We start from the raw sequence: 14,000 nt of genomic DNA, 5'->3' as shown, positions 1-14,000 counted from the left end.
GAAATTAAAAAATATTATTCAGCATCGAATTTTCGTCGGCCTTACACGATGCAATAAAGGCCTCTATGTCATCATTTTTGACTAAATTTTGTTGTAACATTACACTTAAGGTAAGTGCTGCCGCAATACGCGTTCCCGTTTTTTTTGCGGCCGTATTAAACAGTGGTTGCACATCTTCGTAAATGACGGATTTAGCAAGTTCCAAAATTTCAGCCTTGGCTTTTTCCTGCTTTTCTTCAGGCAAATTGGTGTACTTTTTACCTAGTTGTTTAATAATCTCAATAGCCGGTCTTTCTGGTTGTTTTGAAACATTATTTTCAGATTTCTGTGGCTGCTCTTGCGCTTGTTCCTGTTTGGCCCAGGTATCGCGCAAGCCTACTGTTTTGTTGAATACTAAATTTTCGGGTGAGCTATCGTCATCAACATTAAAATAACCCAAACGCTGAAACTGAAATCTATCACCTACTTCAGCCTCTTCTAAACTAGGCTCAACAAAGGCTTCAATAATATTTAACGAATTAGGATTGATAAACTCTAAAAAGTCCTTATCGGCATGTGCGTCTGGTGCCTCATCCATAAACAATCTATCGTACTCACGCACTTCGGCTTTTACGGCATGTGCTACAGACACCCAATGTAAGGTGCCTTTTACTTTACGTAAACTGGCTTCGGTACCACTGCCGCTTAAACTGTCAGGATCGTAAGAACAATGTATTTCGGTAATGTTACCTTGGTTATCTTTTACTACGCTTTCGCCTTTAATAATATAAGCGTTTTTTAACCTTACTTCCTTGCCTAAACTCAATCTGAAATATTTACTATTGGCTTGTTCTTTAAAGTCTTCTCTTTCAATATAAAGGGTTTTTGAAAAGGGAACTTTTCTAAAGCCGGCACTTTCGTCTTCTTGACTGTTCTCTGCCTCTAGCCATTCAACTTTGTCTTCAGGATAATTGTCAATTATTAGCTTTACGGGGTCTAAAACTGCCATCACCCTTGGCGCGGTTTTATTTAAGTCTTCGCGAATACAAAATTCTAATAACGACACGTCTATCACATTTTCGCGCTTGGCAACACCCACGCGATCAATAAATTCTCTTATTGCTGCCGGTGTATAACCGCGACGTCTTAATCCAGAAATGGTTGGCATTCGCGGATCGTCCCAGCCATTCACATAATTTTCTTCAACCAATTTAAGCAGCTTACGCTTGCTCATAATGGTGTAGCTTAAATTCAAACGCGCAAATTCCCTTTGTTTTGGCAACATGGGTAATGCATCTTTTGAATATTCAAACACCTGTTCTTTAAACCAATCATATAACTCTCTGTGAGGTTTAAACTCTAACGAACATAAAGAATGCGAGATTTGCTCAATATAATCGCTTTCGCCATGTGTCCAATCGTACATGGGGTAGATACACCAATCGTTTCCGGTGCGGTGGTGATGCTTTTTCAAAATGCGATACATAATAGGATCGCGCATGAGCATATTGGGATGCTTCATGTCTATTTTAGCTCGTAATACGTGCGTGCCTTCGTCGAACTCACCGTTTTTCATGCGTTCAAACAAATCGATGTTTTCAGCTACACTTCTATTTCTGAAAGGTCCGTCAACACCGGGTTCAGTTGGTGTACCTTTTTGCTCGGCCATGGCTTCGCTGCTTTGCGAATCTACATAAGCCTTGTTTTCTTTTATCATTAAAACCGCCCAATCGTATAGCTGCTTGAAGTAATCTGATGAATACAACTCATTTTCCCACTGATATCCTAACCAGGCCACATCGCGTTTGATGGCATCTACATATTCTTGCTCTTCTTTAGCCGGATTGGTATCGTCAAATCTTAAATTAACAGGTGCATTGTATTTTAAACCTAATCCAAAGCTAATTCCAATGGCTTTGGTATGCCCGATGTGTAAGTAACCATTAGGTTCGGGTGGAAATCTAAATCTGAGTTTAGACTGCGGTAAGCCGTTTTTAAGATCTTCCTCTATAATTTGCTCTAAAAAATTGAGCGATTTGTACTCCTCTGACATAAACAATAGCTTTAAATAGCACGAATGCGAGTGCAAAATTAGGTAATTTTGTATTCTAATTTTATGATATGGGAATAATTAAAGTTGAAAACATCCGCATCTACGCACACCACGGTTGCTTGCCGGAAGAAACCATTATTGGCAGCGATTACAGGGTTGATTTAAAAGTAAATGCCGATTTACAACCATCGGCCAAAAGTGATGCTTTAGAAGATACGGTTGATTACGTGTTGTTAAATGCCATAGTTAAAGAAGAAATGGCCAAACCATCTAAACTATTGGAAACCGTAGCTAAGCGAATTTTAACTCAAATATTTATTAAAGACCAGCGCGTTACAAAAGCAACGGTAAAAATTAGTAAAATAAATCCGCCTATTGGTGGTGATGTTGAGATGGTAACGATTAAATTAACCGAAGGACGAAAAATTACTCAGTAAATAGTGTTAACTACTTATTTTTTTTAATTTTGCAGTCGAAATAGATACCCGCGTACGCGGGTAGTTTGGCATCATGGCCGAGTGGCTAGGCTCAGCTCTGCAAAAGCTGCTACAGCGGTTCGAATCCGCTTGATGCCTCTGGAACCTTCAAGGAAACTTGGAGGTTTTTTTATTTCAAATTTTTAAGAAAAATTAATTAAAGATATACTCTGCAAAAGCTGCTACAGCGGCGATTAGTCCCGACTTTGGTTGGGATTATCCCGACCTGAAAGGTTGGGACGCTTGATGCCTCTTAAATTAACCCGTTAACTCGGGGTTTTTTATTTCTAATTTTTATGAAAATTAATTAAAGATATACTCTGCAAAAGCTGCTACAGCGGCGATTAGTCATGTCTTTAGTTGGGATTTGAATAAGCTTGATGCCTCTGGAACCTTCAAGGAAACTTGGAGGTTTTTTGTTCTAATTTTTATGAAAAATTGATTAAATATTAAGTCTAAAAAAAACGATTCCACCAAAATATTGATATGGTTTTACCGCAAAGACGCAAAGGGCGCAGAGAATTTGTTTTGCGTTTTTAGCGTCTTAGCCGTGATTTTAAAGAACGAATGCCTATCAGTAAAAGTGATTTGACACCACTGGGGTTTATCCCGCGGATTTCGCAGATTTTCGCAGAAACAATTAAGGTAAAAAAATCATGCTGTAACTATCTGCAAAACCTAATTCAGCCGCTATATTAATACAGTTTTAACTAAAGGGCGCAGAGAATTTGTTTTGCGTTTTTAGCCTCTTAGCGGTGGGTTTTATTAACCACAGAGATCACAAAGTATTGCAACAAGAACACAGAGTTGTGTTTTGCCTTAAGATGATTGTTTTATGCTTTGTGAACTTTGCGCCTTCTTTGTGCACTTTGCGGTAAAAAAAATCAAGCAAAAAATACTATTTACAACTTATAAGCCACCTTAAACATAATAATTCGCGGCATAATAAACGTACGACTGTCTGAAATTAAAAAATCTGTAAAGCTATTGTTTTGCCTAAACTTAATATCGAATAGGTTGGTGGCGTTGATCTCAAATCCCCACGGACTGTCTTCTACCTGGTAGAATAGAGAAGCATTTGCGGTGTCGAAAGTATTGGTGATATTGTTGGTTTTATTGTTGTAATTATCGTAGCTATAATCGGCTTTAAAGATGAAGTGCTTTAAAAAATCGTATTCCAAATTCACAAAAAACCGATCGTTTTCAAATTGGTTATCATTACCGAAGGATTTGTAATTATTGAAATCTTTGGTGTAACCTATTTCTAAATTTGGGAAGTTTTTAAATAGGGTTTCTACGCTGCTAGTTCCTGAAATGGAGTTTGAAGTATTCTGACTAGTGAGCTGGTTTACTATTTGGTAAAAGTCTGAATAATTGTAATTACCACTTAAATTATAGCGTATTCTATTGATTTTTTTAGAAATTCTTCCGCTGATATTAAAATTATGCTCCGGTAAATCGAGTAGTATTTGGGTTCTAAACTGATCGATACCATCTAACTCGGTAACTGCTTTAAAATTTTTAAGCCGTTTGTTAAACGATGCGTTGATGTTGTAGTTTAAGTTTCTAAACAAACTAAATTTATAATAACTCAACCTAGCCGTATGATACAAGGTGTTTTCAAGAGTCTCATTGCCTTTAAACACCGAGTTAAAATTGGTGAGCACAAAATTATTCGCCAACCTGTCAACACTTGCAAAACGCGCGTTAAGACGATAGTCGAAGTTTAGTTTTTGACTGTTATTAAATTCAACTTTTATATTAAGCTGTGGCAACCACAAGTTTTTTTGTTGATTGTTTACCTCGTCTTCTTGCTGGGTGCGCCATACATAGGTGTTGTAAAATAAGCCAGGTTTAAAAATGGTTTTACCAAATTGAAACTTGTATTCCATACCAATGTAGGTATTTACAAAACTGTACTTAAAATCGTTTCCAAATCCTGCGGTATTAAAATTATTAATGTCGCCATTGGAGAGTTCTTGTACATCTTCTGTAAAAAAGTTTGAAAAGGCGGTATTGACGCCTGCGCTCGTGTAAATATGGTTGAAGTTATTGAGTACCCAATAGTCTTTTACAATGGCATTAAAACTATGAGAATTAACACGTTTGCGTTGCATAATATTGAACACCTCATCGTCTTCTAAGGGAATTAAGCCTTGTAATATTTGCTGATTGGTAAGCCAATTGGCAAGTGGTTCATCGTTTTTAAAATTATAGGTGGCTTCTAAGGTAGCTGTATGTGCTTTAGAAAATTTCCGGCTGTAATTAAGGTTTTGTTTCAGGTCAATGCCTCTTACATCGGTGTTGGTGGCGATGGTATTAGACTGCGTGGGATTGATGGTGCTAATCACGCCGGTGGCATCGTTATTGGTGGCTTTTATAAAGGTGTTGTATTCTAAATCTTCTGAAAAATCGGGTTTGTAATTCACCGTTAATTTGCCAAGGGTAAAAAAGCTATTGGCCAAGTTGCTATTGCTGCGTTCTTCTGTAAACGGATTGCCAAAATTAAGGTAATTGTTAAGCGTTTCTTGTTGGGTTTGGGTTTTGCTGTTTGAGCTAATCACGTAACCGCTTATATCGGTTGATTTACTAACAGATTGCCTAATGTTTAATGCGCCAAACTGGTTGGTATTAGCGTTAAAATTATTGTTGTTAAGGTATTGCGAAAAATCGCTGTTATACAAGCTAAAATAGCCACTTGCGTCGCTTAGAAGTTTACCAAAACCGCCTTCAAACTCTAAATAATCTCTAAAAGTGAAACTTTTTATGCCTGTATTATTAAGGTCGCCAATAAAATTGATGTTGGTTTTTGGGCTGTAGTAAAATAGGTTAGGATGTATAACATAACGCTCTTTGTAGCCCGCGCCCACTTCTACATCGCCAAAGGCAAACTTTTTCTTATCTTCTTTAAGTTTGATGTTCATGGCCAGGTCTTCGTTATCCTGAAGGCCTTTAAGCATGGGCACATCGTTGTAGTTGTCTAAAATCTCTACCTCGTTAACGGCATCTGCCGGGATGTTGTTTACGGCCAACTTGCTATCGCCGGTAAAAAAGGTTTTATTTTCAACCAATACTTTGGTGATTCTGCGGCCTTGCGAGGTTACGTTACCGGCTTTATCTACCTCAATACCGGGTAGTTTTTTAAGAGCGTCGCGCAGTTTGCGTTCTTCGCCGGTGGTAAAGGCATCTAACCTGTAAGTAAGCGTGTCTTTTTTAACGGTAATAGGCGGCGTGTAATTAAGGGTAATCTCGGTAAGCTGGTCTGTGCTTTCTTTTAAGATGAAGTTTTTAATAAGGTTGTCTGTACCGGTGGTAAGTGTAAGTTTTTGGCTTATATAGCCTAAAAAACTAATGGTAAGCTCGTAGGTTTGGTTTTTTGCCAAGCCTAATTGGTAGCTACCGTTATCTGTGGTAATAGCAAAACGCACCTCTTGGTCGTCTGCCTCGGGCATGGCTAAAATATTGGCGTAGCCCAATGGGTTTTGAAGGCTATCGGTAACTTTGCCTGTGACTTGGATTTGTTGGGCGTGTGTCTTACTTAGAAAAAGACATAGTATCAATAAAAAGAATAAACGAATGAAATATATAAAATTCAAATTTTAATATATGAGAAAGTTATTTATTGTCTCTTTTCAAAACCATACTCATAAATTTTCTCCATGACAAGATTGTGGTATTCTGGCAGTGTTAGTTTAATGCCTTTTGTTGGCGCATTGATTTTAACTTCGTCTTTATTCTTGAAAGTTATTTTATTTGCTACAAAATCGATATCATCTACTTGTAACTCGAGTATTAAGCCTGGTAATCCAGCAAATCCTCGTGGTCCATGCGAAACAGGTATTTTATTAGTGAACCATGCTGTCACTTGTCTGTCTTTTGTGTGCATTTTATCAGCTTTAAGAATTACTTCAGCCTTAAAACATTCATAACCGTTTATTTCTTTTGAGTTGTTAACGATCTTCCAATCAATTTCAAGGTTGTCACTCACCAAAAAAACATCACTGAATAATTTTTTAATGATTAATCTTTTGCTTTCTGCCAAATTTAAATAGGTTGTTTCACCTTCTACTATTGAAATTGCTTGACTTACAAATGCTTTCTCAGCGCTATTATCACTTTTCAATATGGTATTAAGTTCAAAAATTGACTCATTAGCATTAAATTCAAGCCTAAAACTAAGTTTCTCAAATTGGTTTGTAATATTTTCAAATATTGCAGCTGTCCTTTGGTTTGAAATGGTGTCGGTTGTTATTTGGCTTATCACTTTGTATTCAACGATGCCACTTAAGTTTTGTGAAAAACTCAGTTGTGATAAAATAATGATAAACCACTGAAAAATTCTCTCCATATAAAAAGTATTAAGAAATAGCCACGATTAAAAATCGTAGCTATTTAAATTTTTTAACATCCACAAGGTTCAGGTATGAGTGCTTCAGCTTCCCATTCCAGACAATCCTCATAATAATCGGACCCTGCTTGCAATGCAACCTCTCTACTTCTTCCATGAGCAAGATATAAATTATATAATTCCATGGCATTTTCAAAACAATCAGAAGATATGTCTTCAAAACTATCAACATGATTATTAGCACTATTTAGACTACCTAATAAAAATACCGACATAAATACACTAAAAATTGTACGTTTCATAATTTTTAAAATTTAAACCGCCATAAGACGGCATGATTAATACTTAATTTGTTTTACAAGATTTAAAAATTACAAGGATACAAGGCTTTACAAGGATACAAGGCTTTACAAGGAGATTTTTAAATAAACCGGTACCGGATATTTAGATTAATCTATTTGTTCAATGCCATAATAAAAAACCTTGTTATTTTCTCACTATTAGCAAAGAACCTCACAAAGCAAAAAAAAAAAACGATTAAAACAAACCTTTTTTTAAATATTTTTTATCTAACTTATTAAATGTTAAATTTTTACGTCTCGCACACCGCGTTATTACTAAATAGTACGGAAAAACCGTAATGGTTTGGGGTTTTATGGTTTAAATTTTAACGTTTTATTAAGAGTTTGTTTGGTATTTAGTTGTTTGTTAAAGGGTTGTGTTTTATGTTTGGCTTGATCTCCCACGGTTAAAACCGTGGGTTGGTAAACGTCTCTATCACTTACTCTGGCATGGCTAAAATGTTGGCATAGCCCAGTGGGTTTTGAAGGCTATCGGCGACTTTGCCTGTGACTTGGATTTGTTGGGCCGAGGCAAAAAAAAAGAAAATCCTGTATTCAAAACAGGATTTTCAAAATAATGATCAAAATGACTTTATTATTAATTTCCAATATGCTCTTTAAAATTATCTGTTGTTATTGTTGGTTTTAGGTTAAAAAAATCTTCCTTAAAAATTACTTTACCTTTCACGGGTTTGTTAATTGAAACATCATCTAAGTTAAAATTTAAAGCCTTTACATAATAGGTTAATTTGCCTTCCTTTAGTTCCATAATTAACCCCGGTAAACCGCCATATCCTTTTGGCCCAAGTTTTATAGGGATCTCCGGACAAAACCACGCCGTTAACATTTTTGTATGCAGTCCTTTTGTTAAACTATGACTTTTAATACTACCTTCTGCTTTTATACATTTATAATTTCCAATGACTTTGGTTTCGTTAGTGATCTTCCAAGAAATTTCAGAAGCTTTTGAGGTGACTAAATAAATTTTGTCTGAATTAACAACCTCTATAAGGGTGTCTGTATTATCGTTACGGTAAAAGACGTTAAAAGAATTAATAATACCTTTATAACCTTTTAAATTTGATAATCCCAGATTAGTCTTGGTGTCAACATAAAATATTGATGCATTGTCTTTAAAATCTAGATTCAGTTGAATGCTGTCTCTTATAACACTCATATTGTTCATTAACAACACGAAAGTTTTTCTAGATTCAGATTCAGAATTATTTTGTGTTAATTTTTCTGAATTTACTCTATATACCACTCTTCCATATTTCTGTGAAAAAGATGAAAGTTGAAAAAATAAACAAACATAAAGGATAAAAGTTGATTTTTTCATTGATCACAGGTCAAAACATATTTCCGCCTCTTCAATTGTAACAGGCCATCCTTGACATGCAGCTAACACAAAATTACCCATACATGAAGCAGCTAAATCCGAATAACCCAAATCATCCATTTCATCCATTGCGTCAAAAGTTTCTTCAATACAATCCGTTGAAGTTGTTAATTTATTCGAACCGATAACAATACAAAAGCATATTAAACAAAGTACACTAAAAACTTTACGTTTCATAATTTTTAAAATTTAAATTGCCATAAGACGGCATGATTAATACTTAATTTGTTGTTACAAGATTTAAAAATTACAAGTGATACAAGTTAAAATAAAAAACCAACGTTGGTTTAGGTTAAAGGCCTTTAGTTTTGTTGTTGCCTGTAATTAAACTACTTGTAAAATTTAATTGCGCTTAACAACATTACAAATCTTAAAAAAAAAATTTTACTCTACCTAATAAAATTTTAAAAATTTTTTAGTTAACTTATTAAATGTTAAATTTTTACGTCTCTCACACCGCGTTATTACTAGATAGTACGGAAAAACCGTTACGGTTTGGGGTTTTATGGTTTAAATTTTTACGGTTTATTAATAGTTGGTTTGTTATTTAGTTGTTTGTTAAAGGGTTGCAATATTTCTTTTTTACCGCAAAGGCTCAAAGGGCGCAGGGAATTTGTTTTGCATTTTTAGCGTCTTAGCGGTGGGTTTTATTAACCACAACGATCACGAAGTATTACAACAAGAACACAGAGTTGTGTTTTGCTTTGTGCACTTTGCGCCTTCTCAGTGCGCTTTGTGGTTAAACAAAAAATGCGCTGTTTTAGTTTACTAATAAAAGTTGCTAAATTTTAAATAAAAACAGATGTTAATCGATTGGTTTAATAGTTTCAATGCGCTGTTTGTTTTTCTCATAAGCTTTTGGAAACAAACCTTGTACTAATAACAACACTCCAAAACCTAAAATAACCAAGGCGATAATTTTTTTTGTTTTAAAAATAAGTCTGGGTGTGAGTTTATTTTTAAGACGTTTAGCGGCTGCCATCTTAAATAAATCTACCACAAAATAGGTCACCAACATGGTGATGACGAATACCATGACGCCGTCTTCGCTGGTGGTAATTGAATTGGCTACCACAATAAAACCCAACCAACCTAACAACACGCCTATATTGATAAAATTGAGTAAAAATCCTTTAATGAATAGTTTGGCATAGTCTTTTTGAATGGTGACTTTACGGTATTCTCTAACAATCATTTTAAACGAATTAGAGGTTTTTATAAAGGAAATGATTCCGTAAACTACTAATAACACACCCCCAAACACCAAAAAATTTGGGTCGTCTTTTACTTTTTCGATAAGGTTGTTGGTACTGTAAAAGGCAATAGCAATAAACACAATATCTGCGAGCATCACGCCTATATCAAATACCAAAGCGCTTTTAAAACCTTTGGTGGCGCTGGTTTCGAGCAATACAAAAAATACCGGACCAATAGTAAAGGCAAGAATAATCCCAAATGGAATGGCCGCTAAAATATCGTCAATCATTAAAAAGCCGGTTTTTTACAAATTTAGCAAAGTATCGCTAATTCACGCGTTTTAAGCTGCCACCCAAGGCAATATTCTCTGAAATTGTTTTTGGATTGCCATAAACATAGACGTCGCCTCCTGCCCTGATTTTAGCATCTACACTTTGGTTTGCGTTTACGTGCGCTTCTCCGGCTGCGTTGATTCTAACAGTTGTGGTTTGCGTTATTAAATTTTCGGCATTGTAGATGCCTCCTGTATAAATACTGATATCTTGATTCGTGGCTGTGCCTTTTACATCAACAATTCCACCGGTGACGGCACGAATTTTTAAGTCTTCAAGCTCCAGATTGGCATCAACTTTGGCGCCTTCCTGAGTTCTTATTTCAAGACTGTTTTGTTTGATGAGATTATTGGCTGTAATGATACAACCTTCGTTAGCGTCTATTATATTTAGATTGGTGTAATACACATTCACTTCAACATCGGTACCTTTAAACAACTTTTTAAGTTGCATTCTAATTTTTAAGGTACTGCCGTTTTGTACTACTTCAACCTCTTCAGTATTACTTCCGGTAATCACAACTTTGTTTTCGGTTGAAGGAATCAAGTTGAGCTCAATTAAATCGTACACCTTTATGGTTGAGAATTCTTTAATTGATGTTTCACGCGTATTTTGTGCTGTCACACTTCCGAAGAAAGCACACAAAATAACAATAGCTATCATTTTAATTTTCAGGTTCATGTTTTCCAAGTAATTCAAAATCTAAATGTTTTTTAACTAAATCGGCATTTTTAACCTTTACCACAACTTCGTCACCAAGTTGATACATATTTTTGGTTTTTCGGCCAATAACGGCGTATTCTTGTTGATCAAAGATATAGTGATCGTCTTTTAAATCTTGCAAACGCACCATGCCTTCGCATTTGTTTTCAATAATTTCAACATAAATACCCCAATCGGTGACACCGGATATAACGCCAACAAAAGGTTGATCCTGGTGATCTTGCATAAAGCGTATTTGCATGTATTTAATGGAATCGCGTTCGGCTTTGGTGGCTAAATATTCCATATTGCTGCAGTGCTGACATTTTTCTTCGTAAACCTCGTTACTAGGCGCTTTTCCGCCATCTAAATAATGCTGAAGCAATCTGTGTGTCATTACATCGGGATAGCGTCTGATAGGCGATGTAAAATGACTGTAATAATCGAAAGCGAGTCCGTAGTGACCTATATTTTGGGTTGAATATTCTGCCTTACTCATACTTCGAATGGTAAGCGTATCAACCAAGTTTTGTTCTTTAGTGCCAACAACGGCCGTTAATAATTTATTAAGTGAAGCTGCCGTGGTTTTTTTATCCTGAAAATTAAGTTTGTGGCCAAATCTGCCCACAATATTTTGAAGCGCAGCTAATTTGCTGTCGTCAGGTTCGTCGTGAATACGATAAACGAAGGTTTTTTCGGGTTTTTGTTTTCCTATAAATTCGGCTACTTTTTTGTTGGCCAGCAGCATAAATTCTTCAATTAATTTATTGGAATCTTTACTGGTTTTAGCATAAATACCAACCGGATTATTGGCTTCGTCTAAATTAAACTTCACTTCAACTTTATCAAATGAAATAGCTCCGGAAGCCATGCGTTTACTGCGCATTTTTTTTGCCAGGTTATCTAAAATTAAAACAGCCCGGGCAATCTCGGGTTTGGTTTGATATTCAATACCTGTTAACGATACTTCTTTAGGAATGGTCGTTTTAATTCCGCCTAAATTTAAAACATCGCTGTTAGGATTGTTTTCTATGATAGCCTGAGCTTCTTCGTAAGCAAAACGCGCATCGCTATAAGTTACCGTTCTACCAAACCATTGTTGTTTAACTTCGGCTTTTTGATTGAGTTCAAAAATGGCCGAAAAGGTAAATTTTTCTTCGTTAGGTCTCAGCGAACAGGCGTTGTTGGATAGAATTTCAGGTAACATTGGTACGACTCTATCTACCAAATAAATAGAAGTAGCACGCTCGTAGGCTTCTTCATCGAGAATGGTATTGGGTTGCAAATAGTGCGAAACATCAGCAATATGAATACCAATTTCGTAATCGCCATTGTCGAGAATTTTAAACGATAAGGCATCGTCAAAATCTTTGGCATCTTTAGGATCTATCGTAAATGTTAAGGTATCTCTTAAATCTTTTCGCTTAGCAATTTCCTCTTTATTGATAGAAGTATCAATTTGATTGGCGAATTCTTCAACTTCAGGTGGAAACTCGGCCGGTAAACCGTAATCTGCTAAAATAGCGTGAATTTCGGTGCTGTGTTCACCGGGTTTACCCAATACTTTTATCACCTTTCCGTAGGGTGAATCAGCTTTTTCAGGCCAATCTTCCAACTGCACCAGTACTTTATCGCCGTCTTCAGCATTTAAAGTTTTGTTGATAGGTACAAAAATGTCTTTGTGCATTTTATTACTGTCGGCTATTACAAAGGCAAAGTTTTTTTGCAATTGAATCACTCCAACATAGTCGTTTTTAGAACGCTTAACAATGTTTACAATTTCACCTTCTAACCGACCGTTTTTTCGTCTTTTATACAGATAAAATTCTACTTGATCGCCGTCTAAAGCTTTATTGAGATTATTGGAAGCTACAAAAATATCGTCATCAAATTCTTCTGAAATAATATAGCCACTGCCTCTGCCCGATAAATCTAATATTCCTGTATAGTATTGTGTGTTAATCACGGCTTTAAATTTACCGCGTTCCACTTCTTCAATTTCTTTTTTAGCCAGCAATTTATGAAGTGTTTTAATAATTTGATTTCTGCTACTGGCATCATCAACATTAAGTATTGCGGCAATTTGTTTGTAATTAAAACTTTTGTTTTTTTCCTTTTTTAAAATTGCTAATATACTGGAAGTAAGATTATTTATTTTGTTAGAAGATTTTTTCTTTTTATTTCTACTCATTAAATTTTATTTCATTAATAACAAAGCTACGGTTTAAAAAAATAACCTGCATGGCTAAAACTAAACTTTATGAACATTTAATATAATAATCATTATTTCTTTTTGAAATTTTAAATAAAAAATGGTGTTTATGATGGTTTGTTAATAGTGCGTATAACTTTTTATGTGATTGTTATGATAGTATTAATTTTACATTCTATTAATATTTAGTTAACATAACTTAATTGAATTAAACTATTTAATTACAGCTAATTTATATATTCTATTAACAACTGTTTATAACCTAAAATAGTTCGAGTTTTATAATAACTTTTATTAAAAATAGTGTTGATTTAAATACATTTTAGTCTGATAAATTACTCAAATTTTCACGCTAACTTTTTTGGTTATTAATAAATAGTTTTGGTTTGTAAATTTGATTGATATATCAAAATTTTTCTATCAGATTTTAGCGAACAGTTATTAACAAGCTATTAAAAACTTATAAGCACTACCTTATTATTTTTACAATGTATTACCTTTGTTTAACTTCAAAAAAACATAACATTATGACTATTGCTATTGGTAACGATCACGCCGGAACAGACTACAAAAACGCTATTGTTAATCATTTAAAAAACAAAGGTATTACAGTTATTAATCATGGTACTGATACCAACGACAGTGTTGACTATCCAGATTTTGTTCATCCTGTAGCAAAAGATGTAGAAATTAATAAAGCCGAATTTGGTATTATTATTTGCGGTAGTGGTAATGGTGCTAACATGACGGCCAATAAACATCGGGACATACGTTCAGCTTTATGTTGGAATAAAGAAATAGTAGCTTTAGCCAGACAACACAACAACGCTAATATTTTGAGTATTCCGGCGAGATATACAGCACAACAACAAGCTATTGAAATGGTGGATGTATTTTTATCAACTGCTTTTGAAGGTGGACGCCATGCCAATCGCATTTCAAAAATTCCGGTTTGTTAACA

Annotated in this window: 11 protein-coding genes and 1 tRNA gene; 3 read left to right on the top strand and 9 right to left on the bottom strand. The window is 35.0% G+C overall.

All coding sequences use genetic code 11. The features are described 5' to 3' along the window. Nucleotides 1–4: 4 nt before the first annotated feature. Nucleotides 5–2,032: a glutamine--tRNA ligase/YqeY domain fusion protein gene (locus tag FJ651_RS05215; protein ID WP_140989380.1), complete on the bottom strand. Its 2,028-nt coding sequence runs from the start codon at nt 2,030–2,032 to the stop codon at nt 5–7. 68 nt (nt 2,033–2,100) lie between these two features. Between FJ651_RS05215 and folB the strand changes: the two genes are divergently transcribed. Then, entirely contained in the window at nt 2,101–2,469 is a 369-nt protein-coding gene (folB, locus tag FJ651_RS05210) for a dihydroneopterin aldolase (RefSeq protein ID WP_140989378.1), read from the top strand. A gap of 67 nt (nt 2,470–2,536) precedes the next feature. Next, a tRNA-Cys gene (locus FJ651_RS05205) sits at nt 2,537–2,607 on the top strand. 803 nt (nt 2,608–3,410) lie between these two features. On the opposite strand, the gene FJ651_RS05200 is transcribed toward FJ651_RS05205, so the two are convergent. The 8 genes from FJ651_RS05200 to rnr all read right to left on the bottom strand — a co-directional run bounded on the left by FJ651_RS05200 (nt 3,411) and on the right by rnr (nt 13,018). Then, the gene (locus FJ651_RS05200) at nt 3,411–6,068 is read right to left on the bottom strand and encodes a carboxypeptidase-like regulatory domain-containing protein (RefSeq protein WP_246085308.1); all 2,658 of its coding nucleotides are present in this window, start codon (nt 6,066–6,068) and stop codon (nt 3,411–3,413) included. A 59-nt stretch (nt 6,069–6,127) separates the two neighbouring features. Next, on the bottom strand, nt 6,128–6,856 hold the full coding sequence (locus FJ651_RS05195; RefSeq protein ID WP_140989376.1) for a GLPGLI family protein: 729 nt from the start codon (nt 6,854–6,856) through the stop codon (nt 6,128–6,130). A 53-nt stretch (nt 6,857–6,909) separates the two neighbouring features. Continuing rightward, a complete protein-coding gene (locus tag FJ651_RS05190) occupies nt 6,910–7,158 on the bottom strand; it encodes a hypothetical protein (RefSeq protein ID WP_140989375.1) in 249 nt (82 codons plus the stop codon). A 637-nt stretch (nt 7,159–7,795) separates the two neighbouring features. Then, nucleotides 7,796–8,536 carry a GLPGLI family protein gene (locus FJ651_RS05185; RefSeq protein ID WP_140989373.1) on the bottom strand — a complete coding sequence of 247 codons (741 nt, stop codon included), beginning with the start codon at nt 8,534–8,536 and terminating at the stop codon, nt 7,796–7,798. Between the two features lie 3 nt (nt 8,537–8,539). Then, on the bottom strand, nt 8,540–8,773 hold the full coding sequence (locus FJ651_RS05180) for a hypothetical protein (protein ID WP_140989372.1): 234 nt from the start codon (nt 8,771–8,773) through the stop codon (nt 8,540–8,542). A gap of 628 nt (nt 8,774–9,401) precedes the next feature. Further along, nucleotides 9,402–10,082: a LysE family translocator gene (locus FJ651_RS05175; RefSeq protein WP_140989370.1), complete on the bottom strand. Its 681-nt coding sequence runs from the start codon at nt 10,080–10,082 to the stop codon at nt 9,402–9,404. A gap of 37 nt (nt 10,083–10,119) precedes the next feature. Then, a complete protein-coding gene (locus FJ651_RS05170) occupies nt 10,120–10,806 on the bottom strand; it encodes a head GIN domain-containing protein (RefSeq protein ID WP_246085307.1) in 687 nt (228 codons plus the stop codon). Then, the gene (rnr, locus tag FJ651_RS05165) at nt 10,790–13,018 is read right to left on the bottom strand and encodes a ribonuclease R (protein ID WP_140989369.1); all 2,229 of its coding nucleotides are present in this window, start codon (nt 13,016–13,018) and stop codon (nt 10,790–10,792) included. Before rnr ends, FJ651_RS05170 begins: the two co-directional genes overlap by 17 nt. A 548-nt stretch (nt 13,019–13,566) precedes the next feature. On the opposite strand from rnr, the gene rpiB reads away from it, so the two are divergent. After that, entirely contained in the window at nt 13,567–13,998 is a 432-nt protein-coding gene (rpiB, locus tag FJ651_RS05160; protein WP_140989367.1) for a ribose 5-phosphate isomerase B, read from the top strand. Nucleotides 13,999–14,000 lie beyond the last annotated feature (2 nt).

It is taken from the genome of Paucihalobacter ruber (genome assembly GCF_006494535.1).
Classification (GTDB): Bacteria; Bacteroidota; Bacteroidia; order Flavobacteriales; family Flavobacteriaceae; genus Paucihalobacter; species Paucihalobacter ruber.
Note: the sequence above shows the minus strand (reverse complement) of the source record. Positions and strands in the feature narration are given on the sequence as shown.